A 25,345-nucleotide genomic window follows, 5' to 3' on the forward strand; every position below is an offset into this window, starting at 1 on the left:
GTGGAGAACTTGATCGCGCTGCTTGTCGCGGCACCGCTGGTCGGTGCGGCACTGCTGCTGTGCGGTGGCAATCGACTCGACCGCACCGGCCACTTGATCGGCACATTCTTCTCGGTGGCGTCGTTCGCCGTCGGGGTGGTGCTCTTCGCCGATATGCTCGGGCGGGGCGCCGAGGACCGTGCCCTGCATCAGCATCTGTTCAGCTGGATCCCGGTCGGCGGCTTCCAGGCCGACGTCGCCTTCCAGCTCGACCAGCTGTCCATGACGTTCGTCCTGCTGATCACCGGTGTCGGCTCGCTGATCCACATCTATTCGATCGGCTATATGGAGCACGACGAGCGGCGCCGCCGCTTCTTCGGCTACCTCAATCTCTTCCTCGCGGCGATGCTGCTGCTCGTCCTCGCCGACAACTACCTTCTGCTGTACGTCGGCTGGGAGGGCGTCGGCCTCGCCTCGTACCTGCTCATCGGCTTCTGGCAGCACAAGCCGAGCGCGGCCACCGCCGCCAAGAAGGCGTTCCTGGTCAACCGCGTCGGCGATATGGGCCTGTCCATCGCGATCATGCTGATGTTCACGACGTTCGGGACCTTCGCCTTCGGCCCGGTCCTCGCCGCCACCGGCACGATGACATCAGGCGCTGCCGCGCCGGGCTCCGAGGGCAAGCTGACCGCCCTCGGGCTGCTGCTGCTGCTGGCCGCCTGCGGCAAGTCGGCGCAGGTACCGCTCCAGTCCTGGCTCGGGGACGCGATGGAGGGCCCGACCCCGGTCTCGGCCCTGATCCACGCCGCCACGATGGTCACCGCCGGGGTGTATCTGATCACCCGCTCCGGGGCGATCTTCAATGCCGCCCCGACCGCCCAGCTGGCGGTCGTCGTGGTCGGTGCGGTCACGCTCCTCTTCGGTGCGATCGTCGGTTGCGCCAAGGACGACATCAAGAAGGCGCTGGCCGGTTCGACGATGTCGCAGATCGGCTACATGATCCTGGCCGCCGGCCTCGGTCCGATCGGCTACGCCTTCGCGATCATGCACCTGGTCACCCACGGCTTCTTCAAGGCGGGCCTCTTCCTCGGCGCCGGTTCCGTGATGCACGGGATGAACGACGAGGTGGACATGCGCCGTTACGGCGGCCTGCGGAAGTACATGCCGGTCACGTTCGTCACCTTCGGCCTCGGCTATTTGGCGATCATCGGCTTCCCGGGGCTGTCCGGCTTCTTCTCCAAGGACAAGATCATCGAGGCGGCGTTCGCCAAGGGCGGCACCGAGGGCTGGATCCTCGGCGGCGCGGCCCTGCTGGGCGCCGCGATCACCGCGTTCTACATGACACGGGTGATGCTGATGACCTTCTTCGGCGAGAAGCGCTGGGACCCCAGCGAGGTGCATCCGCACGAGTCGCCGAAGGTCATGACGCTCCCGATGATCGTGCTGGCCCTCGGATCGGTCTTCGCGGGCGGGCTGTTCAGCGTCAACGAGGCCTTTGTGAAGTGGCTGGAGCCGGTCACCTCGTTCGCCCACGGCCACCCGCCGGTCAGTGCCACCACGGTCACCGCCGCGACGATCGTGGTGCTGCTCATCGGGGTCGGCATCGCCTGGGGGATGTACGGCCGCAAGCCCGTGCCGGCCCTGGCCCCGCGCGGCTCGCTGCTGACCCGGGCCGCCCGCCGCGATCTGCTCCAGGACGACTTCAACGACCTCGTGTTCGTGCGCGGCGGCCAGGAGCTCACCGGCACCCTCGTCCAGCTCGACCGCACCCTCGTGGACGGCGCGGTCAACGGCACGGCGGCGTCGATGGGCGGACTCTCCGGCCTGCTGCGCCGGTTGCAGACCGGATTCGTCCGTTCGTACGCGGTCCAGATGCTGGGCGGGGCCGCCGTTCTCGTCGCCGCGACCCTGCTGATGAGGGGAGTCTGAGCCATGTCGTTCCCCCTGCTGACGGCGGTGGCCGTGGTACCGGCGGTCGGTGCGATCGCCACCGCCGCGCTGCCCGCCGCCAAGCGCACCGCGGCCAAATGGCTCGCGCTGCTGTTCTCGCTGGCCACCTTCGCGCTGGCCCTGGTCGTCGCGTTCCGCTTCGACCCGGGCGCGAAGGGCCCCTTCCAGCTCACCGAATCCCATGCCTGGATCAGCGACTTCGGCGTCCGCTACGAACTCGGCGTGGACGGCATCGCGGTCGCCCTGATCGCGCTGACCACCCTGCTGATCCCCTTCGTCATCCTGGCGGGCTGGCATGACGCCGACCCCCTGGAAGAGGCCGAGCCCAACCGGCGCTGGCGGCCCACCCAGGGCTTCTTCGCGCTGATCCTGGCGGTCGAGGCGATGGTGGTGCTCTCCTTCGAGGCCACCGATGTCTTCCTCTTCTACATCTTCTTCGAAGCCATGCTGATCCCGATGTACTTCCTCATCGGCGGCTTCGGGGACCGTGCGGGCGGGGACGGCGAGGAGCAGGAAGCGGGCCGGCGGTCGTACGCCGCGGTCAAGTTCCTGCTCTACAACCTGGCCGGCGGACTGATCATGCTGGCCGCCGTGATCGGGCTGTACGCCGTCACCGCCGACCAGCTCGGCAGCGGCACCTTCTCGCTCCAGCAGATCGTCGAGGCACGGGCGGCCGGAAAGCTGGACATCGGCACCGGCACGGAGCGGCTGCTCTTCCTCGGCTTCTTCTTCGCCTTCGCGGTGAAGGCGCCGCTGTGGCCGCTGCACACCTGGCTGCCGGGCGCCATGGGCGAGTCGACGGCGCCGGTCGCGGTGCTGATCACCGCGGTGGTCGACAAGGTCGGCACGTTCGCGATGCTCCGCTTCTGCCTCCAGCTGTTCCCGGAGGCCAGCAGCTGGGCGACGCCCGTCATCCTGGTGCTCGCGCTGATCAGCGTGCTCTACGGGGCGCTGCTGGCGGTCGCCCAGCGGGACATCAAGCGGCTGATCGCCTATGCCTCGATCTCCCACTTCGGCTTCATCATCCTGGGCATCTTCGCGATGACCACCCAGGGCCAGAGCGGCGCGACGCTCTACATGGTCAACCACGGCATCTCGACCGCCGCCCTGATGCTGGTGGCCGGGTTCCTGATCAGCCGCCGCGGCTCGCGCCTGATCGGGGACTTCGGCGGTGTCCAGAAGGTCGCCCCGGTCCTCGCCGGGACGTTCCTGATCGGCGGTCTCGCGACCCTGTCGCTGCCCGGTCTGGCGCCGTTCGTCAGCGAATTCCTGGTCCTGGTCGGCACGTTCAGCCGCTATCCGGTGATCGGGATCATCGCGACCCTGGGCATCGTCCTCGCCGCGCTGTACGTCCTCGTGCTCTACCAGCGGACGATGACCGGGCCGGTGAAGACCGAGGTGAAGAGCATGCCGGACCTCCGGGTGCGGGAGCTGGTGGTGGTGGCGCCGCTGATCGCGCTGCTGCTCTTCCTCGGGGTGTATCCCAAGCCGCTCACCGACCTCATCGATCCGGCGGTCGGCCACACCCTGTCCGTCGTGGACAAGAAGGACCCCAAGCCCACCGTGCAGGTGGACGCCGTGCCCGGTCAGGGCCGGCCCGGCCATACCGTGCATGATCAAGATGTGGAGGCCGCGAAGTGAGTTCCGTGGCAAGTGTCCACAGCCTGTGGACAGCGGCGGCCGGTGCACCGGGCAAGATCCCCGCGCCGCATATCGAGTACACCCAGCTGGCGCCGACGCTGATCGTCCTGGGCGCGGCGGTGCTCGGCATCGTCATCGAGGCGTTCGTGCCGCGCCGCCACCGCTACTACTCCCAGCTGCTGCTGGCCCTGGTCGCGCTGGCGGCCGGGTTCGCCGCGGTGATCGGGCTGGCGGCCGGCGGCTTCGGCTCGTCCAAGGCGCATATCGCCGCCATGGGCGCCCTCGCCGTCGACGGGCCCGCGCTGTTCCTGCAGGGCACCATCCTGCTGGTGTCCCTGGTCGCGGTCTTCACCTTCGCCGAGCGCCGGCTCGACCCGGCGGCGCACGGCAACCGCGTGGACTCCTTCGCGGCGCAGCCCGCGGCCGTCCCCGGCGGCGCCGCCGAACAGGCCGCGGTCAAGGCGGGGTTCACCACCACCGAGGTCTTCCCGATCCTGCTGTTCGCGGTCGGCGGCATGCTGGTCTTCCCGGCGGCCAACGACCTGCTGACCCTCTTCATCGCGCTGGAGGTCTTCTCCCTCCCGCTGTACATCCTGTGTGCGCTGGCCCGCCGCCAGCGGCTGCTGTCGCAGGAGGCCGCGGTGAAGTACTTCCTCCTCGGCGCCTTCTCCTCCGCCTTCCTGCTGTTCGGCGTGGCCCTGCTGTACGGCTACGCGGGCACGGTCACCTACGCCGGGATCGCCGAGGTGATCTCCGACGGTGCCAAGCAGATCGATCCGGCGCTGGCCGGCACGATGGGCAATGACGCGCTGCTGCTGATCGGGGCGGCGCTGGTGCTGATGGGGCTGCTGTTCAAGGTCGGCGCGGTCCCGTTCCATATGTGGACGCCGGACGTCTACCAGGGCGCACCGACCCCGGTCACCGGCTTCATGGCGGCCGCCACCAAGGTCGCGGCCTTTGGCGCGCTGCTGCGTCTGCTGTATGTCGTCCTGCCGGGGATGCGCTGGGACTGGCAGCCGGTGATGTGGGGCGTCGCGATCCTCACGATGCTGGGCGGGGCGATCGTCGCCATCACCCAGACCGATATCAAGCGGCTGCTGGCCTACTCCTCCATCGCGCACGCCGGCTTCCTCCTGGCCGGTGTCCTCGCCACCAGCGAGGAGGGCATCTCCTCGGTGCTCTTCTACCTCGGCGCCTACTCCTTCGTGACCCTCGGCGCGTTCGCCGTGGTCACCCTGGTGCGGGATGCCGGCGGTGAGGCCACCGCGCTGTCCAAGTGGGCCGGGCTCGGCCGCCGTTCACCGCTGGTGGCCGCGGTCTTCGCGGTCTTCCTGCTGGCCTTCGCGGGCATCCCGCTGACCTCCGGGTTCGCCGGTAAGTTCGCGGTCTTCAAGGCGGCGGCGCAGGGCGGCGCGGGCTGGCTGGTGGTGGTCGGTGTGCTCTCGTCGGCCATCGCCGCGTTCTTCTACATCCGCGTCATCGTGCTGATGTTCTTCAACGAGCCCAAGGCGGACGGCCCGACCGTCGCGGTGCCCAGCCCGCTGACGACCACGGCCATCGCCATCGGTGTCGCGGTCACCCTGGTGCTCGGCCTGGCGCCGCAGTACTTCCTCGATCTGGCCGGTCAGGCCGGGGTCTTCGTGCGCTGAGCAGCGGCGGCGCGGTACGGCAACGGCCGCCGCCCGGAGCCCTCGGGGGGTTCCGGGCGGCGGCCGTGTACGTGGCGCGGCGGTCAGCTCTTGGGCATGCCCGGCATCTGCGGCATGTCCGGGATCTTCACGCTGCCGTCGCTGGACTTGGTGTACTTCTCGGTGGGGCCGTTCTTCCAGTCGACGGTCAGGGTCTTGCCGTCCGCGCCGGGCTTGAGGGTGCCCATGGTGCGGGTGGTGTCCCCGTCGGTGCACTTGACCGCGGCCATCGTCATCCCGGCCATCTCCTGGACCTTGCCCAGACAGGCGGCCTTGTGGCCGTTGCTGAACGCGACGGTGCCCTTCTGGATCACGAGGATCAGCGGGCTCTTCTCGGTGCCCGCCTTCCAGGCGCCCTCGAACGCGGCGGCGTCCGCGGGCTTGTCCGGAGTCGACGGCGGCTGCTCCGGCGACTTGCTCGGCTTGCTGTCGTTGCCGTTGTCGTTGCCGCCGCTGCTTCCGCAACCGCTGAGCAGCATCGCGGCGATGGCTGCCGCCCCGGCGATCTGCGCTGCCTTGCGCACGTACGTCTCCTCCGTTGGGGGTCAGGAGACGTGAGGCTAGCAGCGGCTCCGGTGGCGTCCGCGCCGTCGCCCGGGATTGCGGCGGCGCCGGTACGGAGTTGGTGTGGGGCTGTGACGTGGCGGCGCCCCGCGGCGGCCGGACGGGAGGTCCGCGGCCGGCCGCCGCGGTTCAGCCGGAGCCGCCCTCCGCCGCCGCCTTGTCCTGGCGCACCGCACGCTGCACCGCCCGCGCCATCCACAGCTCCCGCGCCAACCGCTTCATCTCCCGGCGTACGGGACGGTGGTCGCGGCCGAGCGGGAGGCGGCGGTCCAGATCGGTCACCGAGGCCAGCGCGGCGATCACCCGGCTCCGGCGGTCCGGGAACCCGGCGTCGCGCGCCCCGGCGAACCGGTCCCGGGCCGGTCCGGCGAGATCCACCGCCCCGGACGGGAAGCGTTCGTACGGGAACAGGCCCAGGGCGCGCCGGGTCTCCCTGCGCAGGGCGCCGCGCTCCTCCAGCCGGCGCACACACAGCTCCTGGACCGGCCGGCCGGCCCGGCGCACCCAGCGCTCCGCCTTGACGCCTCGGCCCCGCTTGTCCGGACGGGGCAGCGCCGCCAGCACGCCGTCCAGCACCGGATCATCCAGCGGCAGCGGCTGGATCACCGTGATCCGGTCGCCGCTCCCGACGGTGATCCGCCCGGCCTGCTCCAGATCGGCCAGCGCCGCGCCCGCCAGCCCGTACCGCAGGTACCGGGGGTTGCCCTGGAACCGGCCGCGGACCGGTTCCAGGGCGAGCAGCAGCAGCTCCTCCGGCAGGGTGAGCGGGGCGCCGGTCATACCGCGGGCAGGATGCGGCCGGTGACCTCGCCCAGGCCGATCCGGGCGCCGCCGGGTCCGGGCGCCCAGGCGGTGAGGGTGACCTCGTCGCCGTCCTGGAGGTAGGGGCCCTTGCCCTGGGTGAGCTCCAGCAGGCAGCCGAGCTGGTCGGGGTCGGGCCCGGAGACGGTGCCGGAGGCGAACAGATCGCCGGTGCGCAGCGAGGCGCCGTTGACGGTCATATGGGCGAGCTGCTGGGCGGCCGTCCAGTACATGGTGGAGAACGGCGGCCGGGAGACCGTCTCACCGTTGATACGCACCTCGATACGGATGTCGATCCCGCCCGGCTCCGCCTGCGCGTCGTCGAGGTAGGGCAGCAGCGGGAAGTCCCGGGCGGGCGGCGGCGTGCGGGCCTCGTCGAGGGCGTCGAGCGGGGTGACCCAGGCGGAGACGGAGGTGGCGAAGGACTTGCCGAGGAACGGGCCGAGCGGCACGTACTCCCAGGCCTGGATGTCGCGCGCCGACCAGTCGTTGAGGAGGCAGACGCCGAAGACATGGTCGCGGAAGGCGCCCAGGGCGACCGGCTCATGGAGCGTGGAGGGCGCCCCGACGACGAAGCCGACCTCGGCCTCGATGTCGAGACGGACGGACGGGCCGAAGCCGGGCGCCTCGTCCGCGGGGGCCTTGCGCTGGCCGGAGGGCCGTACGACCGGGGTGCCGGTGACGACCACGGTGCCGGCCCGGCCGTGGTAACCGATCGGCAGATGCTTCCAGTTGGGGGTCAGCGCCGCGTCGTTGGGGCGGAAGATCCGGCCGACGTTGGTGGCGTGGTGTTCGCTGGCGTAGAAGTCGACATAGTCCGCGACCTCGAAGGGGAGGTGCAGCGTGACCCCGTCCAGCGGATGGAACAGCGGCGCCACTTCGCCGCGGTGCGCGGGATCGGTCACCGCGCTGTGGACGGCCGCGCGGATCTGCTCCCATACGGGACGGCCCGCGGCCAGCAGCGGGTTGAGGGCCGGTGCCGCGAGCAGTTCAGCGTGCGGGTGGATGGCGGCGGGCAGCGCGCTCGGCAGGGCGCTCAGATCGAGGACGTGCCGGCCGTAGCGGACGCCGAGGCGGCGCCGGCCGGGCGCGTCGGCGGTGCTGAAGACGCCGTACGGCAGGTTGTGCGGGCCGAAGGGATCGCCTTCCGCCAGGTCGAACGGGCTCTGCTCGGGCATGGACAGCTCCTCGCGTGCGTCGTCGCCGGTGGGCGGCCGGGGCCGGGTGGCCGCGGGCCGTGGGGCCGTTGATCAGCGTACGGCCGGGCGGTGATCAGTGGGGCGGTCCCGGGGCGCGATGGCGCGGATGCGTACGCAGACGGTGGGCGATGGCGCGGAGTGCCGCGCCCCTCGCATCGGCCATGTCCGGAAAAGCCTTGCCGCACTGCGCAATTCGGGCCTAACTTCCTTCTCTGGCCGGCGGCGACCGCCGTCCTCCATACAAGGGAGGAACCGAAGTGAGCACTCCGGTAGCGGTCATCGGGGCCGGTCCGTATGGCCTGTCAGCGGCCGCGCATCTCCAGGAGCACGGCCTGCCGGTGCGGGTCTTCGGGCAGCCGATGGTGAGCTGGCGGACCGGTATGCCCGCAGGCATGCTGCTCGCCTCGCCGCCCGCGGCATCGAGTATCGGCGTTCCCCGGCCCGGCCACACCCTCGGCGACTTCTGTGCGGCGACGGGGGAGGGGCCCTGTGCCGCGGACCGGGACCTCGTCCCCGTGGAGACCTTCGTCCGGTACGGGCAGTGGGTGCAGCGGCGGCTGGTCCCCGGGCTGGAGCAGGTCCGGGTGGTCTCGGTCGACCGGCGGGGCGACGGCTTCGAGCTGAAGCTGGACAGCGGGGAGCAGGTCGGCGCGCGGGCGGTGGTCGTCGCCACCGGCCTGACCGGGCTGGCACAGCTGCCGCCGGAACTGGCCGCCGCGATCCCGGACGGCCCGTCCGCCACCGGGCCGGTCTCGCACAGCTCGCAGCACCGCGACCTGTCCGCACTGGCCGGGCGGGACGTGGTCGTGATCGGCGCCGGGCAGTCGGCGCTGGAGAGCGCGGTGCTGCTCACCGAGGCGGGCGCGGCGGCCGTACGGGTGGTGGCGCGCGGCCCCGCCGCGGTGGGCTTCGGCGCGCCGCCGGACCGCCGTCCGCGGCCGCCGTTCGGCCATGCCCGGTCGCGGTATGCGCCGGCGTACCGCGCCGGGGCCTTCCGTTGGCTGCCGGTGTCCGCCCGGCGGTATCTGGGGCGCCGGGTGCCCGTCCCGCTGGGGGCGTGGTGGCTGCGGGAGCGCTTCACCGACCGGGTGCGGGTAACGCAGGGGCGGCGGATCGTACGGGCCACGGTCCGTGACGGCCGCCCCGTACTGGCGCTGCGCGGCGCCGACGGGCAGGGCGGGGAGGTCGTCGCCGACCATGTGCTGGCCGCGACCGGCTACCGGATGGATCTGGCGGCGCTGGACTTCCTGGGGCAGGGGCTGCGCACCGGGATCGTGGCGCGGGCCGGCGGTCCGCTGCTGGACGCCGGTTTCGGCTCGTCCGTGCCGGGGCTGTATTTCACGGGGCTGCCGGCGGCCGCCTCCTTCGGGCCGCTGATGCGCTTTGTGTGCGGTACGGACTTCGCCTCGCCCCGGCTGGCCAGGGCGGTGGCGCGGGCGTACGGGTGAGGCGGGGCGTCCGCAGCGGACACGGAGGGGGACACGGAAAGGGATGCGGAAGTCGTCCTGCGCCGTGGTGATTTCGCTCGGGGCGGTGACCGGGAGGTCCGCTCGGGAGGCGGCGCGGTGAACGGGGCAGGGCTTTCCGGCCATGGCCGGTCCGCGGGCCCTTGCCGGAGCGGAAGCGGACCGGGGATGCTTGCCGTGGCCGGTCCGCTCTTCCGTGTGCGCCGTCCCGCCCTTCCGCCTCGCATCCGCGTCAACAGCCGTTTCGGAACATCCCGGCCGGGGGGTCGCCGTGCTTCCCGGGCGGTTCGGGGGGCGGGCGCTCACGGTGATCGAACTGCGACCGGATACGCTGGCCAGTGGTGGAGACAGCGACAGATCGACATTCAGTTTGATCGTCAGCAGACAGGAGTACCCCTCGTGACCGTCGTCGGGCCCTTCGGGCTGAGCGTGCGGGACCAGGCTCTTGAGGCCGATGTCCAGGCCGGGTTGGCGGCTGTCGAGGAGGGCCTGCTGGAGGCCACCAAAAGCGACGTGCCGTTCATCACCGAATCCGCGCAGCATCTCGTGCGCGCGGGCGGCAAGCGGTTCCGGCCGCTGCTGGTGATGCTGGCCGCCCAGTTCGGTGACCCCTACAGCCCGGGTGTGGTGCCCTCCGCGGTCGTCGTGGAGCTCACGCATCTGGCGACGCTGTACCACGACGATGTGATGGACGAGGCCGATGTGCGCCGCGGGGTGGCCAGCGCCAACGCCCGCTGGGGCAACTCCGTCGCGGTGCTGACCGGCGACTTCCTGTTCGCCCGCGCCTCCCACATCCTCGCCGACCTCGGGCCCGAGGCGGTCCGGATCCAGGCCGAGGCGTTCGAGCGCCTGGTGACCGGCCAGATCCTGGAGACCGCGGGCCCGCGCGACGGCCGTGACCCCATCGACCACTACCTGGACGTCCTGGCGGGCAAGACCGGTTCGCTGGTCGCCGTCGCGTGCCGCTTCGGCGCGATGATGTCGGGCGCCGAGGAGTCGACGGTCAACATCCTCACCCAGTACGGCGAGCGGCTCGGCACGGCCTTCCAGCTGGCCGACGATGTGCTCGACATCGCCAGCGACTCGCACGAGTCGGGCAAGACGCCCGGTACGGACCTGCGCGAGGGCATTCCGACGCTGCCGGTGCTGCGGCTGCGGGCGCGGGCCGAGGGCGCCGACGGCACCCCCGAGGACCGCGCGCTGTGCGAGCTGCTGGCCGGCGACCTCACCGACGACGGCCGGCACGCCGAGGCGCTGGCCGGTCTGCGCGCCCATCCGGCGCTCGAAGAGGCCCGCCGCGACACCGTGCGTTATGCGCAGGAGGCCCGCGCGATGCTGGCGCCGCTGCGCTCCTGCATGGCCAGGCAGGCTCTGGAGGGCCTGTGCGACGCGGTGGTGCACCGGGCGGGCTGACGCCCCCGCAGCTGCCGTCCCCTACGGCCTGACCTGACATCCCCTAGGGATCGCTCCGCCTCCTGTCGTACGGGTTCCACCGTGGGATGAGCATGTGTCATACCTCAGCAGTACGACGAGTTGCTCCCGCGGTCTGACGCTTTGCGCCGGGCGATTTGGTGAGATGGAACCACCTGAGCGCGGCGGGCAGGTCACCATGAGCCCAGGGGGGCACGCGTGGCGAGCAACACGCATGGACAGCACAGCAGCCGCCGCACACGACGGAGGTAGGGCAGATGCCACGGAACGAACCGACCGAGGTCAGCGACGGATGGGGCGGGGAGCGCTCGCCGAGGCGGCGTAAGGCGGTGCGGTACGGCGTCCCGGTCGCGGTGGCCGGCGCGGCGGCGGTCACGATCGGGCTGGTCCCGGCGTTCGCAGGCTCCTCTCCGGATCTGCCGAAGATCTCGGCGCAGGACCTGATAGCCAAGGTCGCCAAGTCGGACGTCCAGCAGCTCTCCGGCACGGTCCGGGTCACCACGGACCTCGGTCTGCCGTCCCTGCCGGGCGGAGCGGGCGGCTTCGACGGCGCCCCGGGCGGCGGGGCGAAGGGCGGGGACGGCGCCTCCGCGTCGCCCGAGAACAAGCTGATGGAGCTGGCGTCCGGTTCGCACACGCTGCGCGTCGCGGCCGACGGCCCCGAGAAGCAGCGGGTGTCCATCGTCGACAAGGCCGCCGAATACAGCCTGGTCCACAACGGCAACGAGGTCTGGGCGTACGACAGCGGCAGCAACACCGCCCTGCACAGCACCGCGCCCGGCAGCCGGGGCGGCAAGGAGCACCGGGCCCCCGGGGGCCTGCCGAAGGACCTGAAGACCGCGACGCCGCAGGACCTCGCGAAGGAGGCGCTGAAGGCGGCCGGTGACACGACCTCGGTCACCGTCGACGGCACCGCCAAGGTCGCCGGGCGGGACGCCTACCAGCTGCTGATCAAGCCCAAGCAGGCCGGTTCCACGGTCGGCTCGATCCGGGTCGCGGTGGACGCCGACAACGGTGTGCCGCTGAAGTTCACCCTGACCCCCAAGAGCGGTGGCGCGGCCGCCGTCGACGTCGGTTTCACCAATGTCGACTTCGCCAAGCCCGCCGCGAGCACCTTCGCCTTCACCCCGCCCAAGGGCGCCAAGGTCGTCGACGGCGACAAGGAGCGCGCGACGGCGGAGCGCGAGCACGGCAAGGCCGCCCCGTTCGAGAAGCTCGCCGAGGCCAAGGCCAAGGGCAAGGGTGAGGACAAGGGCGGGCCGAACATCATCGGCAAGGGCTGGACCTCCATCGCCACGATCAAGGGTGACGGCTCCGGTCTTCCCTCCGGCAAGGACATGGACAAGGCCAAGAGCAAGGGCGCGGGCGGCGATGTCGGCGCGTTCCTGGACAGCATCGGCGACAAGGTCAACGGCTCGTTCGGCTCCGGCCGGGTCGTCAGCACGCGCCTCGTCAATGCCCTGGTCACGGACAACGGCACGGTCTACGTCGGCGCCGTCGACAAGCAGACCCTGATCAACGCGGCCAACGCCGCCAAGTAGCGCACCACCACGGCACCGCGAGACCGCCGCGCCACCCCTTCGCGGGTGGCGCGGCGCAGCCCGTGGGCCATCCGTACGACGGGGGGGAACGGATGTCGGCAGCGCAGCTCGCCCCGGGGGCCGATGCCCTGCGGCCGCCCACGGACGGGCCGCCCACCGACGGGCCGGGGGTCGACAGGTTGGGCGCCGACGGGCCGGGCGCCGGGTCGCCGTCCGCCGGGGAGGGCTGGGCGATCGAGACCCAGGGGCTGACCAAGGCGTACCGCGGCGGGCGGCTCGCCGTCGACGGCCTCGATCTGGCCGTACCGCGCGGCAGCGTCTTCGGCTTCCTCGGCCCCAACGGCTGCGGCAAGACCACCACCATCCGCATGCTGCTGGGCCTGATCGAGGCGACCTCCGGCCATGCACGGGTGCTCGGGCAGCCGATGCCCGCCGCGGGCCGCCGGGTGCTGCCCCGGGTCGGCGCGCTCATCGAGGGCCCGGCGCTCTACGGCTTCCTCAGCGGGCGGGACAACCTCCGCCGGTTCGACGCCGCCGACCCGGCCGCCGATCCCCGTACCCGCGCGGCGCGGGTCGGCCAGGCGCTGGAGCGGGTCGGGCTGGCCTCGGCGGCGGGCAAGAAGGCGCGCGCCTACTCCCTCGGCATGAAACAGCGCCTCGGCCTTGCCGCGGCCCTGCTCCGGCCCCGTGAGCTGCTGGTGCTCGACGAGCCCACCAACGGCCTGGACCCGCAGGGCATGCGGGAGATCCGTGCCCTGATCCGTGAGCTGGCGGCGGACGGCACCACCGTCTTCCTCTCCTCCCATCTCCTCGACGAGATCGAGCAGGTCTGCACTCATGCCGCGGTGATGGCCCGCGGCCGACTGCTCGCCCAGGGCCCGGTCGCCGACCTCGCCGCCGGGGGCCTGGACCCGCGCGGCCACGTCAGGCTCACGGTCACCACGCCCGACACGGCGGACGCGGCGCGGGTGCTGACGGAGCTGGGGGTGACCGGGGTCGAGGTCACCGATGACCGGGTGACGGGTCAACTCCCGGAGCCGGAGGCCGCGATGGGCGGTGGGCCGGACGGCGGACTGGACGGCGGACCGGGCGGCGGGGCGCCGCGTGACGTCGCGGAGCTCAATGCCGCGCTGGTGCATGCCGGGGTGCGGGTCCGTGGCTTCGGCACGGCGCGCGCCTCGCTGGAGGAGGTCTTTGTGCGGCTGACCGGGGAGGGCTTCGATGTCGCAGGCTGAGGTGGTGCGGCAAACGCCCCGGCCGCTGTGGTCGCTGGGGCTGCTGCGCAGCGAGATCGCCATGACGTTCCGGCGCTGGCGCACCCTCGCGCTGCTGGCGGTGCTCGCGGGCGTACCGGTCCTGGTCGGCATCGCCGTACGGATCGAGACCGGTGACGGTGGGCCGGGCGGCGGTGGCGGGGGCGGCGAGGGCGGCCCGGCTTTCCTCTCCCAGGTCACCCACAACGGCCTCTTCCTGGTCTTCACCTCGCTCGCGGTGACCCTGCCGTTCTTCCTGCCGATGTCCGTCGGCGTGATCGCGGGCGACTCGCTCGCCGGGGAGGCGCACGGCGGGACGTTGCGCTATCTCCTGGTCGCCCCCGCGGGCCGCACTCGTCTGCTGCTGGTCAAATACGCCACGACCCTGACGTTCTGCCTGGTCGGCGCCCTGGTCGTGGCGCTGTCCGCACTGGCGACGGGCGCGCTGCTCTTCCCTCTGGGGGAGGTCACCCTGCTCTCCGGCACCTCCGTGTCCCTGGGCGAGGGGCTGCTGCGGGCGCTGGCCATCGCGGTCGCGGTGGCGCTGTCCCTGACCGGGGTGGCGGCCGTCGGCCTGTTCGTCTCGACGCTCACCACCAGCGGCATAGCGGCCATGGCGACCACGGTCGGCCTGCTGATCACGGTGCAGATCCTGGACACCCTCCCGCAGCTGCACGCGATCCAGCCGTACCTCTTCCCGCACTACTGGCTGTCCTTCGCGGATCTGCTCCGTGACCCCGTCTACTGGGACCAGCTGCAGAAGAACCTCGGCCTGCAGGCGCTGTACGCCCTGGTCTTCGGCTCGGCGGCCTGGGCGCGCTTCACCACCCGGGACGTCACTGCGTGAGGCCGGGGGGCCGGGGCGGGGCCGGCTGCTCGGTGGTGTGCGGTGCCGGGGCTGCCGGGGCCGTTGCCGAGGGCGTCGCCGTCCCGGCCGGGGCCGGTGCCGTCTCGGCCGCGCCCGTCTCGCCCGCGCGGGCCGCTGCCTCGGCCAGTGCCGTCCGCCCCCGCTGCGCCGTCCGCAGCGCGTCCCAGGTCAGCACCGCCAGGGCCAGCCACACCAGCGCGAACCCGGCCCAGCGCTCCGGCGGCATCGTCTCGTGGAAGACCGTGAGCCCCAGCAGGAACTGGAAGCTCGGCGCCAGATACTGCAGCATCCCGATCGTGCTCAGCGGCAGCCGCACGGCCGCCGCGCCGAAGCAGATCAGCGGCACCGCCGTCGCCAGACCGCAGGCCGACAGCAGCAGCGCCTGGCCCACCCCGCCGGTGGTAAAACTGGACTCGCCGCGCAGGCCGAGGAAGACCAGAAAGCCCAGCGCGGGCAGCAGCTGCAGTGCCGTCTCGGCGCTGAAGCCCTCGATCCCGTCGAGCTTGATGCCCTTCTTGACCAGCCCATATGTCGCGAACGAGAAGGCCAGCGCGAGCGCGATCCAGGGCATCCGGCCGTAGGCGGCGGTCATCACGAGGACGGCCAGGGCGCCGGTCCCCACCGCGGTCCACTGGAGCGGACGCAGCCGTTCGCGCAGCACCAGGACACCGAAGGCGATGCTGACCAGCGGATTGATGAAGTAGCCCAGCGACGCCTCCAGCACATGCCCGGAGTTGACCGCCCAGATGTAGAGGAACCAGTTCGCCGAGATCACCAGGGTGGCGACCAGGATCAGCCCGAGCCGCCGGGGCTGCCGCAGCAGCGGGCGCAGCCAGGACCAGCGGCGGAGCACGGCCAGCAGGGTGACGGCGACCGGCAGCGACCACACCATGCGATGGGCCAGGATCTCGGACGGCGAGGCGTCGTCCAGCAGATGCCAGTAGAGCGGCAGCAGGCCCCACATGGTGTAGGCGGCGATGCCGTAGGCGAGTCCGGTGCGCTGGTCGGTGCGAGGCTGCATGGGGACCCTCCTGGTGGTGGGCGGCGCTCCGGTGAAGGTAGCGCCGCGCGGAGCGCCTGTCATGCGCGTCTTGGCATACGGTCATGACCGGGCGTACGGGAGGTACGGGCCGCACGGGGGTACGGGGGGGTACGGGCGGCGATCCGCCGGGGCCGCCGCCTCAGCTTCAGCCGGGCCGCCCCTCCATCCCCTCCAGCCCCTTCAGCGCCTCCGCAATCGCCTCGGCGATCGGTGTCGTCGGACGGCCGATGAGCCGGGACAGCTCGCCGGGCGTCGCGGACAGCTCGCCGCGGGCGATCCCGGCGTCCGCGTCGGCGACCAGCTGTGCGCCCAGCGCCGGGACGCCCGCCTCCACCAGCAGCGCCACATACTGCTCCGGCGGCAGATCGCGGTACCGGATGCGCCGGCCGGTCTGGCGCGAGACCTCCGCCGCGTACTCGGCCATCGTCCAGGCGGTGTCGCCGCTCAGCTCGTAGACGGTGTTCTCCTGGCCGCTGCCGGTGAGGACGGCGGCGGCCGCTTCCGCGTAGTCCCGGCGCGCGGCGGTGGCCACCCGGCCCTCGCCCGCGCTGCCGACGACGGTGCCGGTCGTGAGGGTGGTGGCGAGCGCGCCGGTGTAGTTCTCGTGGTACCAGCCGTTGCGCAGCAGGCAGTACGGCACCCCGGAGGCGAGCAGCGCCTGCTCGGTGGCGAGGTGCTCCTCGGCGATCGAGAAGGTGGCGGTCGGCCCGCCCAGCACGCTGGTGTACGCCAGCAGCCCGACGCCCGCCTCCCGCGCGGCGTCGATGACGGTGCGGTGCTGGGTGACGCGCTGCCCCGCCTCGTTCCCGGAGATGAACAGCACCCGGTCACCGGCCGCGAAGGCACCCTGGAGGCTGTCCGGCCGGCTGTAGTCCGCGGTCCTGATCTCCACCCCGTGGGCGGCGAGGCCGGCGGCCTTGGCCCGGTCGCGGACCAGCGCGACGATCTCGCCCGGTGCGGTGCGCCGGAGCAGTTCCTCGATGACGAGCCGGCCGAGTGCCCCGGTGGCGCCGGTGACGACGAAGCTCATGAGTTACCCCCTGTGGGCGTCGCTGCCTGAGGACCCGACCGTACGCCTGCCCTAAACGATCGTCTATGACGGGTGTACGGATAACTGGTGCGTGCGGGATCACCCTTCAGCATCGCCCGCCGGAGCGGCACCGGCACGGCGCGGGGAAGGGGCGGCGCCCGTCGCGGGGGCGGGACCGGCCGTCACCGGGCGGGGCGGGACCGGCCGCCATGGGCCGGGCACACGACAAACGGGTGCCTCCGGAAGCGCCATAAGACGCCCCCGGAGGCACCCGCGAAGCCACGAAGCCCGGTGGCCGGTACTCCGGTAGCCCGGTACTCCGGCAGGTCGGTCAGCCGACGACCGTCCAGGTGTCGTTGCCGGCCAGCAGTGCGGCCAGGTCGCCCTTGCCCTTCTGCTCGATGGCGGCGTCGAGCTGGTCGGACATCAGGGTGTCGTAGACCGGCCGGTCGACACTGCGCAGCACACCGATCGGGGTGTGGTGGAGGGTGTCGGCGTCGGCGAGCCGGGAGAGTGCGAAGGCCGTGGTGGGCGAGGGGTTGTGGGCGTCGTGCACCAGCACACCGCCGGTGCCCTCTTCCCGGACGTCGATGACCTTGAGGTCGCCGGTGGCCGGGTCGCGGACCACGCCCTTGGAGCCGAAGCCGTCGGGGGCGAGTGCGCCGAAGCGGATCGGCTGGCCGTGCTCCAGGCGGATCACGGCCTCCTCGGCCTGCTCCTTGTCCTTGAGGACCTCGAAGGCGCCGTCGTTGAAGATGTTGCAGTTCTGGTAGATCTCCACCAGTGCCGTGCCGGGGTGGGCGGCGGCCTCGCGCAGCACCGAGGTGAGGTGCTTGCGGTCGGAGTCGACGGTGCGGGCGACGAAGGAGGCTTCGGCGCCGAGGGCGAGCGAGACCGGGTTGAAGGGCGCGTCCAGCGAGCCCATCGGCGTCGACTTGGTGATCTTGCCGACCTCGGAGGTGGGGCTGTACTGGCCCTTGGTCAGACCGTAGATCCGGTTGTTGAACAGCAGGATCTTGAGGTTGACGTTGCGGCGGAGCGCGTGGATGAGGTGGTTGCCGCCGATGGACAGCGCGTCGCCATCACCGGTGACGACCCATACGGACAGATCGCGCCGGGAGGAGGCCAGGCCGGTGGCGATGGCCGGGGCGCGGCCGTGGATCGAGTGCATCCCGTAGGTGTTCATGTAGTACGGGAAGCGGGAGGAGCAGCCGATGCCGGAGACGAAGACGATGTTCTCCTTCGCCAGGCCGAGTTCGGGCATGAAGCCCTGTACGGCGGCGAGGACGGCGTAGTCACCACAGCCGGGGCACCAGCGCACTTCCTGATCGGACTTGAAGTCCTTCATGGACTGCTTGGCGTCGGCCTTGGGCACCAGGGAGAGCGCCTCGATCTGCGCGGGCCTCTCCGAGATCGCCTCAGTCATTGATGGCCTCCTTAAAGACCTCCGCGAGCTGCTCGGCCTTGAACGGCATTCCGCTGACCTGGGTGTGCGAGTGCGCGTCGACGAGGTACTTGGCACGCAGCAGGGTGGCGAGCTGTCCGAGGTTCATCTCCGGCACGATCACCTTGTCGTAACGCGCCAGCACCTCGCCGAGATTCCGCGGGAAGGGGTTGAGATGGCGCAGATGGGCCTGCGCGATCTGTTCGCCCGCGCGCCGGACGCGCCGGACCGCCGCGGTGATCGGTCCGTAGGTCGACCCCCAGCCCAGGGCGAGGGTCCGGGCGCCCCGGCCGCTGTCGTCGGCGGGGTCGTCGACCTCCAGGTCGGGGACCTCGATGCCGTCCACCTTCGCCTGGCGGGTGCGCACCATGAAGTCGTGGTTGGCCGGGTCGTAGGAGATGTTGCCGGTGCCGTCCTGCTTCTCGATGCCGCCGATGCGGTGCTCCAGACCCGGGGTGCCGGGCACGGCCCAGGGGCGGGCGAGCGTCTGCTCGTCGCGCTTGTAGGGCCAGAACACCTCGGTGCCGTCCGCCAGCTGGTGGTTGGTGCCGGAGGCGAACTGGACCCGCAGATCGGGCAGTTCCTCGACGTCGGGGATCCGCCACGGCTCCGAGCCGTTGGCCAGATAGCCGTCGGAGAGCAGGAAGACGGGGGTGCGGTAGGTCAGTGCGATACGGGCCGCGTCCAGCGCCGCGTCGAAGCAGTCGGCGGGCGTGCGGGGGGCCACAATCGGCACCGGGGCCTCGCCGTTGCGCCCGTACATCGCCTGCAGCAGGTCGGCCTGCTCGGTCTTCGTCGGCAGGCCCGTCGAGGGGCCGCCGCGCTGGATGTCCACGACCAGCAGCGGCAGTTCGAGACTGACCGCGAGACCGATGGTCTCCGACTTCAGCGCCACCCCGGGGCCCGAGGTGGTCGTCACCGCCAGCGCGCCGCCGAAGGCCGCGCCCAGCGCAGCGCCGATACCGGCGATCTCGTCCTCCGCCTGGAACGTCCGCACACCGAAGTTCTTGTGCTTGGACAGCTCATGCAGGATGTCCGAGGCCGGGGTGATCGGGTACGAGCCCAGATACAGTGGCAGGTCCGACTGCCGGCCCGCCGCGATCAGCCCGTAGGACAGCGCGAGATTCCCGGAGATGTTCCGGTAGGTGCCGGTGGGGAAGTCCTTCGTCGCCGGGGCGACCTCGTAGGAGACGGCGAAGTCCTCGGTCGTCTCGCCGAAGTTCCAGCCCGCCCGGAACGCGGTGACATTCGCCTCCGCGATATCCGGCTTCTTGGCGAACTTCGCCCGCAGGAACTTCTCGGTGCCCTCGGTCGGCCGGTGGTACATCCACGACAGCAGACCCAGCGCGAACATGTTCTTGCTGCGCTCGGCCTCCTTGCGGGAGAGCCCGAATTCCTTGAGCGCCTCGATCGTCAGCGTGGTCAGCGGCACCGGGTGGACGTTGTAGGCCTCCAGCGAGCCGTCCTCCAGCGGGCTGGTGGCGTAGCCGACCTTCGCCATCGGGCGCTTGGTGAACTCATCGGTGTTGACGATGATGTCCGCGCCCCGCGGGACGTCGGCGAGGTTCGCCTTCAGCGCGGCGGGGTTCATCGCGACCAGCACATTCGGTGCGTCACCGGGCGTGAGGATGTCGTGGTCGGCGAAGTGCAGCTGGAAGCTGGAGACGCCCGGCAGGGTCCCGGCAGGGGCCCGGATCTCGGCGGGGAAGTTGGGCAGCGTCGACAGGTCGTTGCCGAATGATGCCGTCTCGGACGTGAACCGGTCGCCGGTGAGCTGCATACCGTCACCGGAGTCACCGGCGAACCGGATGATCACCCGGTCCAGACGCCGGACTTCTTTGGCTTCGCCGCCGTTACCGGACGCGCGTTGTTCCCCGACAAGCGCTGCGTCGGTCTGCTCGGCTGGGCTACTGACCTGGCTGGTCACTGCTTCGGACCTCCCTCGAGGGGTGCGGCGTCCCCGCCGGAGGCAGGGCTCGGGACGTGTCGTACCGACCGGTTGTCCCATAACCATCGTACGTGGGTAAGGGTGGCCTTCCTTGGGTCGATCGCATGGTGGACGTCAGCATGAGACAGCGATCTGGTGCGTATTGTCATGAAATCACCGCCCCCGTGACCCCGTTGTCCATGACGCTCCGGACTCCTCCATTGGTTCTACGCCCAAAGTCCTGGACCTGGGTGGAAAACGCCTCGAACAGCCCATCTGACAGGGTGTCAGATCCTCAGGAATTGAGATAGGTGAGCACCGCAAGCACTCTGCGGTGATCCCCGTCACTCTGCGCCAGGCCCAGTTTCAGAAAGATATTGCTGACGTGCTTCTCCACGGCGCCGTCGCTGACCACCAGCTGCCGGGCGATCGCGGAGTTCGTCCGGCCTTCGGCCATCAGCCCCAGCACCTCCCGCTCCCGGGGTGTCAGACGTTCCAGTACGTCCTGCTTACGGCTGCGGCCCAGCAGCTGGGCCACCACCTCCGGGTCCAGCGCGGTGCCGCCCCCGGCGACCCGGACCACCGCGTCGACGAATTCCCGCACCTCGGCCACCCGGTCCTTGAGCAGATAGCCGATGCCCCGGCTCGAACCGGCCAGCAGCTCCGTCGCGTACTGCTCCTCGACGTACTGCGAGAGGACCAGCACGCCCAGGCCGGGATGGTCCCGGCGCAGCCGGATCGAGGCCCGCACCCCTTCGTCGGTGTGCGTCGGCGGCATCCGCACATCCGCCACCACCACATCCGGCAGCGCCTGCTCGTCCGCCAGCTCCCCGATCACCTTGATCAGCGCCTCGCCGTCCCCCACACCGGCCACGACCTCATGCCCCCGGTCGGTGAGCAGCCTGGTCAGGCCCTCCCGGAGCAGCACCGAATCCTCGGCGATGACCACCCGCACCTTGTCCTCCACGGCTCAGATCCCCCCCCATGTGTCATCCGTCCCGTCCCTGCCGGACCCCAGCATCCCAGCATCCGGACGGAAGCGAGGCGGGTGAGGGGGAGCAGGGGTGGGGACAGGGGGCCGGGTGCCGGGCCGGGGAGACGGGTGCCGGGCCGGGGCCGGGCCATGGGGGTGCCGGCCCGATCGCCCGTTGCCCGTCTCGCCCGGTGGCCCGTCTTGGCGCGGTGCCCCGTCTCAGCGCCGCGGCCGTCTCAGTGCGGTCCGGTGGTCGTGGTCCGGTCGTCATCCGCGCCACGGCAGCTCGGCGGTGACGCAGGTCGGACCGCCGATCGGGGAGTCGACTATCAGCAGGCCGTCGACGGCCTCCAGCCGTTCGGCGAGGCCCGCCAGGCCCGTGCCGCTGTCGGTGTGCGCGCCGCCCCGGCCGTTGTCCGCGACCAGCACCATCAGCCGGTCCGCGGTGCGCCAGACGTCGAGCGTGGCGCTGGTGGCCTGGGCGTGCTTGGAGACGTTCTGTATCAGCTCGGAGGCGGTGAAGTACGCGATGCCCTCTATCGCCGCGGCCGGCCGGTGGTCCAGATCCACGGTCACCGTCACCGGAACCGTGCACCGCGCGGACAGCGCCGACAGCGCCGGGTCGAGACCCCGGTCGGTGAGGATCGCCGGATGGATGCCGCGGGCCAGGTCACGCAGCTCCTGGAGCGCGATCTTCACCTCGCCGTGCGCCTCGTCCACCATCCTGGCCGCGGCCTGCGGGTCCTCCGCCAGCTTCTCCCTGGCCAGGCCCAGGTCCATGGCGAGCGCCACCAGCCGCGCCTGTGCGCCGTCGTGCAGATCGCGCTCGATGCGCCGCAGGTCGGCCGCCGCGGTGTCCACCACCACCCCACGGTCCGACTCCAGCTGCGACACCCGGGTGGCGAGGGAGGAGGGCCCCAGCAGGCCGTGGACCATGATCCGGTCCACCTGCGTCAGCCCATGGATCACCCATGGCCCGGCCAGGACCAGCAGCAGTCCGAACCCGCTGGTGAAGCCGATCTCCGTCGGGGCGTCGAGATAGACGCCGTGGCCATTTCCGTCGTCCCACATCAGGGCGCCCGGCTGGTCGAGATACGCGGGGAACGTCCAGCGCCACAGCGGATAGGACAGCAGCATCCAGCCGATGGACCAGAACGTCACCGAGAAGACGAAGGAGAAGATCGCCCACGGGAAGTGCAGCAGGGAGTAGATGAGGTGCCGCCAGGACACCCCGCTCTTCAGCACGGCCCCGACCCACCCCAGCAGGCCCGGCTTGGCGGCCCGGACCGGTTCCGGATCGGCCACCTTCAGCCCCAGCAGGGTGCGGGCCCGCGCCCGCTCCAGACCGCCCAGGGCACGGCTGCCCGCCAGACCGCCCGCCAGCACCGGGATCCCCAGGAACGTCACCAGCAGGCCGGCGCCCAGCGAGATCACCGTTATCGCGTACACGAACATCAGGACGGCCAGAGGGAGGCTGAGGAAGAGGTAGAGGAACTCCCGCCAGGTGCGCCCGGAGAACGGGGCGCGCAGCCCCACGGGCACACGGGAGCCGCGGGGGCTCGGTGCGTATGCGGTATCCATCGTCTCGTCGTCCGTTCTGCCGGGCGCGGCCATGCCCCTGTCGGCGCCGCTGTCTGCTCCGCCGCTCCGCGCGGCTTTTTCCGCCAAGACCAGCGTCCGCGACCGGCGGCCCCCGCACCATGAGGCTTCTCGCAGTCTTCGCCTGGGGTTATCCCCACCCCCGGCCCTGAGGCCGACCGCCAACCGCCGTGTCGGCCCCGGCCCCCGCCCCCGCCTCCGTCCGCACCCGCCACGGCAGTTCCGCCGTCACCCGCGTGGGCCCGCCCGCCGGCGAATCCAGCACGAACAGCCCGTCCACCGCCCCCAGCCGCTCGGCGAGCCCCGCCATTCCGCTGCCGCCGTCCAGCCGCGCCCCGCCCCGCCCGTCGTCCGACACCTGGATCAGCAGCCGGTTCTTCGTCCGCCACACCTCCACCGACGCCTGCCGCGCCGCACTGTGCTTGGAGACGTTCTGCAGCAGCTCGGAGACGGTGAAATAAGCGATGCCCTCGATGGCGGGCGCGGGCCGCTCGGACAGGTCCACGGCCGTCGTGACCGGCACCGTGCAGCGCCCCGCCAGTGAGGTCAGCGCGGGCCCCAGCCCACGGTCGGTGAGGATCGCCGGATGGATGCCCCGGGCCAGATCCCGCAGCTCCTGGAGCGCCAGCTTCACCTCGCCGTGCGCCTCGTCCACCATCGCCGCCACGCTCTCGTCGGCCCGGCCCTCCAGCAGCTTCTCCTTCGCCAGGCCGAGCCCCATGGCGAGCGCCACCAGCCGGGCCTGCGCGCCGTCGTGCAGATCCCGTTCGATGCGCCGCAGATCGGCGGCCGCGGTGTCGGTGACCGTCACCCGGTCCGACTCCAGCTCGGCGATCCGCCGCTCCAGCTCGTCCGACGGCGAGAGCAGCCCGCGCACCATCGCCCGGTCCACGTTGGTCAGCCAGCGCGCCACCCACGGCAGCGCCGGCCACCCCAGGAAGAACAGGATGAAGACCACCGCGAAAGTGACGATGGCCCACGGCAGCCGGATGAACGCGAACAGCGCATGCCGCCAGGCGACCGGGTCCCTCAATGCCGCCCACAACCACGGCAGGACCCCCGGGTGCCGCGCCCGCAGCGGGCTCGGCTCCTCGACCCGCACCCCGAGCAACACCCGCGCCCGGCCCCGCTCCAGCCTCCCGTACAGCCGGCACACCCGCAGCCCGGTGGCCAGCAGCGGCAGCGTGATCACGATGACGGACAGCCCGACCCCCGCCCCGACCCACACCATGAGCACCGCGAACGCCACGACACCCAAAGGGAAGTTGGCCAGCAGATAGGCGATCTCCCGCCACGTCGTGCCGCTGAGCGGCCCTCTGGGCGGCGGTGGTGAGGCGCCGTCAAGGGCGTCCGCGGCAGCACTGGGTCGGGAACTCTCCGTCATGCGCCCAGACTGCCCGGCCGCCGCCCCCGGTGCCATGGGGTAGCTCGGGGGATCGTGGTGGGGTTTGCCCCATTCCCCTCCCCGTCCGCGTGTCCCGGTGCAGGTCAGGGCACCTGCGGCGGGACGGGGCCGGCGCGCGGCACAGTGCCTGTCCCGTTACCGGAGCGGTGGACACGGCGCGTCGACGGGACCGTAAGGTGTGGCGATGCACAACGGGAGGGGCGAGGGGCGATGGCGCGGGGTTACAACGGCCAGTTGCTGAAGCCGGATGACGCCGCAGGCCGGCCGGATGACGCCGCGGCCCGGCCGGATTCCGCCACGCGGGACCTCACCGACGCGGTGGCCGCCCCACTCGACGTCCGCGGCTGGGGCTGGGGCGAGCGGAGCCGGGTCTGGACGGCGGTGACGGCGAGTGTGCTGCTCGCGGCGGTCACCGGGGTGTGCGCGGGCAGTTGGTACGCGAACGGGGGCATCGCCCTCTGGCTCGGCATCGCCGCGGTCCTCGCCACCGCCGCCGGTGCGGCCACCGGCGCGCTCGCCGCGCGGCACGGGCAGTCCGCCCCGGCAGCGGCCCTGTTGCTGCTCGGCGGGGCGCTCGGCGTGGCCGCGGCCTGGCAGGCGGCCCCGGGCGGCGCTGCCAAGCTCGCCGCCGTCGGACTGACCGTGGCGGCCGTGCTCGCGCTCCTCGGACTCTGTACGGGCCTGGGGCGCGGCGGCCTGACCGGCGCCGCCTCGCTCGCGCTCGCGGTGGGCGCCTGGGAACTGGGCCTGGCGCTGACCACCCCCGCACGTACGGGAGTTGTGCTCGGCTTCGTCTCCGTCCTCGTCCTCGGCCAGCTGCCGCGGCTCGCGCTGCGGGGCGCCGGGCTGACCCGGCTCGACGATCTGCGCGCCGGCGGTACACCGGTCAGCCGGTACCAGGTAGCGGGCGCGCTGGGCGCCACCCACCGGGAGCTGGCCCCGGCCACGACGGTCGCGGCGGCCTCGGCCGGAGCCGCGGGGGTGCTCGCGGTGCAGACCCCCGGCCTCTGGACCGTGCTCGCCGCGCTGCTGCTGTGCGGTGTGCTGTGCTCACGGGCACGGGCGTATCCGCTGGCCGTGGAGGTCGTCGCCCTGCTGGCGGCCGGTCTGGCGGTCTGCGTACGGCTGGTGCTGCTCTGGGCCACCGACGGCGGGGCGCCGGCGCCCGCGCTGGCCGTACTGGGGCTGCTGGCGGTACTGCCGGTCGCACTGCTCGCGGTGCGGGTGCCGGAGCCCGCGCTCGCCCGGCTGCGACGGGGGCTGGACCGTGCCGAGTCGGTGAGCGTGGTGGCGCTGATCCCGGTCCCCCTCGGGGCTTTCGGCCTCTATGACCTGCTGTTCGGCGCATCCTGACCCGGAGAGGCGGTGGAGGGGCCATGTCATCGACGGAGAGCACCCCGGAGCAAGCGGGACCAGGACCAGGACCAGGAGCGGGAGTGGGAGGGGCCGGGGGAGGGGGTGTGGACGCGGTGCGTTTGATGAAGGGGACTCCCGGGCCTTATACGGCAGGGGAGTTGAGCACGGCGGGAAATACGGGCGAGAGC

Annotated in this window: 19 protein-coding genes; 9 read left to right on the top strand and 10 right to left on the bottom strand. The window is 71.9% G+C overall.

The genetic code is table 11. From position 1 onward, the window contains the following. The 3 genes from nuoL to nuoN are packed head-to-tail and all read left to right on the top strand — an operon-like array spanning position 1 to position 5,219. Positions 1-1,908 carry an NADH-quinone oxidoreductase subunit L gene (gene nuoL, locus STRTU_RS19655; RefSeq protein WP_159744820.1) on the top strand — a complete coding sequence of 636 codons (1,908 nt, stop codon included), beginning with the start codon at positions 1-3 and terminating at the stop codon, positions 1,906-1,908. Positions 1,909-1,911: 3 nt separating this feature from the next. Further along, a complete protein-coding gene (locus STRTU_RS19660) occupies positions 1,912-3,570 on the top strand; it encodes an NADH-quinone oxidoreductase subunit M (protein ID WP_159744821.1) in 1,659 nt (552 codons plus the stop codon). After that, the gene (gene nuoN, locus STRTU_RS19665) at positions 3,567-5,219 is read left to right on the top strand and encodes an NADH-quinone oxidoreductase subunit NuoN (RefSeq protein ID WP_159744822.1); all 1,653 of its coding nucleotides are present in this window, start codon (positions 3,567-3,569) and stop codon (positions 5,217-5,219) included. Before STRTU_RS19660 ends, nuoN begins: the two co-directional genes overlap by 4 nt. 83 nt (positions 5,220-5,302) lie before the next feature. On the opposite strand, the gene STRTU_RS19670 is transcribed toward nuoN, so the two are convergent. From STRTU_RS19670 to fahA, 3 genes are all read right to left on the bottom strand, one after another. Beyond that, complete coding sequence (locus STRTU_RS19670; RefSeq protein WP_159744823.1) at positions 5,303-5,782, bottom strand: hypothetical protein; 480 nt, start codon at positions 5,780-5,782, stop codon at positions 5,303-5,305. A gap of 169 nt (positions 5,783-5,951) precedes the next feature. Next, positions 5,952-6,602 (bottom strand): GOLPH3/VPS74 family protein, encoded by a 651-nt coding sequence (locus tag STRTU_RS19675; RefSeq protein WP_159744824.1) that lies wholly within the window; start codon positions 6,600-6,602, stop codon positions 5,952-5,954. Further along, entirely contained in the window at positions 6,599-7,801 is a 1,203-nt protein-coding gene (gene fahA, locus STRTU_RS19680) for a fumarylacetoacetase (RefSeq protein ID WP_159744825.1), read from the bottom strand. The genes STRTU_RS19675 and fahA overlap by 4 nt, the downstream gene beginning before the upstream one ends. Positions 7,802-8,079: 278 nt before the next feature. On the opposite strand from fahA, the gene STRTU_RS19685 reads away from it, so the two are divergent. From STRTU_RS19685 to STRTU_RS19705, 5 genes are all read left to right on the top strand, one after another. Next, positions 8,080-9,270 carry an FAD-dependent oxidoreductase gene (locus tag STRTU_RS19685; protein WP_159744826.1) on the top strand — a complete coding sequence of 397 codons (1,191 nt, stop codon included), beginning with the start codon at positions 8,080-8,082 and terminating at the stop codon, positions 9,268-9,270. A 417-nt stretch (positions 9,271-9,687) separates the two neighbouring features. Continuing rightward, entirely contained in the window at positions 9,688-10,701 is a 1,014-nt protein-coding gene (locus STRTU_RS19690; protein ID WP_159744827.1) for a polyprenyl synthetase family protein, read from the top strand. 275 nt (positions 10,702-10,976) lie between these two features. Beyond that, positions 10,977-12,260 (top strand): outer membrane lipoprotein carrier protein LolA, encoded by a 1,284-nt coding sequence (locus STRTU_RS19695; RefSeq protein WP_159744828.1) that lies wholly within the window; start codon positions 10,977-10,979, stop codon positions 12,258-12,260. A 92-nt stretch (positions 12,261-12,352) separates the two neighbouring features. Continuing rightward, positions 12,353-13,495: an ABC transporter ATP-binding protein gene (locus STRTU_RS19700; RefSeq protein ID WP_159744829.1), complete on the top strand. Its 1,143-nt coding sequence runs from the start codon at positions 12,353-12,355 to the stop codon at positions 13,493-13,495. Next, complete coding sequence (locus tag STRTU_RS19705) at positions 13,482-14,360, top strand: ABC transporter permease (RefSeq protein ID WP_159744830.1); 879 nt, start codon at positions 13,482-13,484, stop codon at positions 14,358-14,360. Before STRTU_RS19700 ends, STRTU_RS19705 begins: the two co-directional genes overlap by 14 nt. Here STRTU_RS19705 and rarD read toward each other — a convergent pair. The 7 genes from rarD to STRTU_RS19740 form a co-directional block, all read right to left on the bottom strand. After that, positions 14,350-15,402 carry an EamA family transporter RarD gene (gene rarD, locus STRTU_RS19710; RefSeq protein ID WP_159744831.1) on the bottom strand — a complete coding sequence of 351 codons (1,053 nt, stop codon included), beginning with the start codon at positions 15,400-15,402 and terminating at the stop codon, positions 14,350-14,352. The two genes, STRTU_RS19705 and rarD, sit on opposite strands and share 11 nt — an antisense overlap. Positions 15,403-15,568: 166 nt before the next feature. Further along, a complete protein-coding gene (locus STRTU_RS19715) occupies positions 15,569-16,453 on the bottom strand; it encodes an SDR family oxidoreductase (RefSeq protein WP_159744832.1) in 885 nt (294 codons plus the stop codon). A gap of 331 nt (positions 16,454-16,784) precedes the next feature. Further along, complete coding sequence (locus tag STRTU_RS19720) at positions 16,785-17,879, bottom strand: 2-oxoacid:ferredoxin oxidoreductase subunit beta (RefSeq protein ID WP_159744833.1); 1,095 nt, start codon at positions 17,877-17,879, stop codon at positions 16,785-16,787. After that, positions 17,872-19,824: a 2-oxoacid:acceptor oxidoreductase subunit alpha gene (locus tag STRTU_RS19725; protein ID WP_159744834.1), complete on the bottom strand. Its 1,953-nt coding sequence runs from the start codon at positions 19,822-19,824 to the stop codon at positions 17,872-17,874. The genes STRTU_RS19720 and STRTU_RS19725 overlap by 8 nt, the downstream gene beginning before the upstream one ends. A 295-nt stretch (positions 19,825-20,119) precedes the next feature. Beyond that, positions 20,120-20,791 carry a response regulator transcription factor gene (locus STRTU_RS19730; RefSeq protein ID WP_159744835.1) on the bottom strand — a complete coding sequence of 224 codons (672 nt, stop codon included), beginning with the start codon at positions 20,789-20,791 and terminating at the stop codon, positions 20,120-20,122. A 273-nt stretch (positions 20,792-21,064) separates the two neighbouring features. Continuing rightward, positions 21,065-22,378, bottom strand: coding sequence for a sensor histidine kinase (locus STRTU_RS19735; protein ID WP_159744836.1), 1,314 nt, complete (start codon positions 22,376-22,378; stop codon positions 21,065-21,067). 148 nt (positions 22,379-22,526) lie between these two features. After that, on the bottom strand, positions 22,527-23,780 hold the full coding sequence (locus tag STRTU_RS19740) for a sensor histidine kinase (protein WP_159744837.1): 1,254 nt from the start codon (positions 23,778-23,780) through the stop codon (positions 22,527-22,529). Between the two features lie 231 nt (positions 23,781-24,011). On the opposite strand from STRTU_RS19740, the gene STRTU_RS19745 reads away from it, so the two are divergent. Beyond that, positions 24,012-25,154: a ubiquitin family protein gene (locus STRTU_RS19745; RefSeq protein ID WP_159744838.1), complete on the top strand. Its 1,143-nt coding sequence runs from the start codon at positions 24,012-24,014 to the stop codon at positions 25,152-25,154. The last annotated feature ends 191 nt before the right edge of the window (positions 25,155-25,345 follow it).

This window comes from Streptomyces tubercidicus, assembly GCF_027497495.1.
GTDB classification, from domain to species: Bacteria; Actinomycetota; Actinomycetes; order Streptomycetales; family Streptomycetaceae; genus Streptomyces; species Streptomyces tubercidicus.

What these genes read in the sequence shown, in the direction of transcription:
- STRTU_RS19660 (WP_159744821.1), top strand. Translation starts at nt 1,912, where the DNA reads ATGTCGTTCCCCCTGCTGACGGCGGTGGCCGTGGTACCGGCGGTCGGT.
- STRTU_RS19675 (WP_159744824.1), bottom strand. Translation starts at nt 6,602, where the DNA reads ATGACCGGCGCCCCGCTCACCCTGCCGGAGGAGCTGCTGCTGCTCGCC.
- fahA (WP_159744825.1), bottom strand. Translation starts at nt 7,801, where the DNA reads ATGCCCGAGCAGAGCCCGTTCGACCTGGCGGAAGGCGATCCCTTCGGC.
- STRTU_RS19695 (WP_159744828.1), top strand. Translation starts at nt 10,977, where the DNA reads ATGCCACGGAACGAACCGACCGAGGTCAGCGACGGATGGGGCGGGGAG.
- STRTU_RS19700 (WP_159744829.1), top strand. Translation starts at nt 12,353, where the DNA reads ATGTCGGCAGCGCAGCTCGCCCCGGGGGCCGATGCCCTGCGGCCGCCC.
- STRTU_RS19705 (WP_159744830.1), top strand. Translation starts at nt 13,482, where the DNA reads ATGTCGCAGGCTGAGGTGGTGCGGCAAACGCCCCGGCCGCTGTGGTCG.
- rarD (WP_159744831.1), bottom strand. Translation starts at nt 15,402, where the DNA reads ATGCAGCCTCGCACCGACCAGCGCACCGGACTCGCCTACGGCATCGCC.
- STRTU_RS19715 (WP_159744832.1), bottom strand. Translation starts at nt 16,453, where the DNA reads ATGAGCTTCGTCGTCACCGGCGCCACCGGGGCACTCGGCCGGCTCGTC.
- STRTU_RS19720 (WP_159744833.1), bottom strand. Translation starts at nt 17,879, where the DNA reads ATGACTGAGGCGATCTCGGAGAGGCCCGCGCAGATCGAGGCGCTCTCC.
- STRTU_RS19735 (WP_159744836.1), bottom strand. Translation starts at nt 22,378, where the DNA reads ATGGATACCGCATACGCACCGAGCCCCCGCGGCTCCCGTGTGCCCGTG.
- STRTU_RS19740 (WP_159744837.1), bottom strand. Translation starts at nt 23,780, where the DNA reads ATGACGGAGAGTTCCCGACCCAGTGCTGCCGCGGACGCCCTTGACGGC.
- STRTU_RS19745 (WP_159744838.1), top strand. Translation starts at nt 24,012, where the DNA reads ATGGCGCGGGGTTACAACGGCCAGTTGCTGAAGCCGGATGACGCCGCA.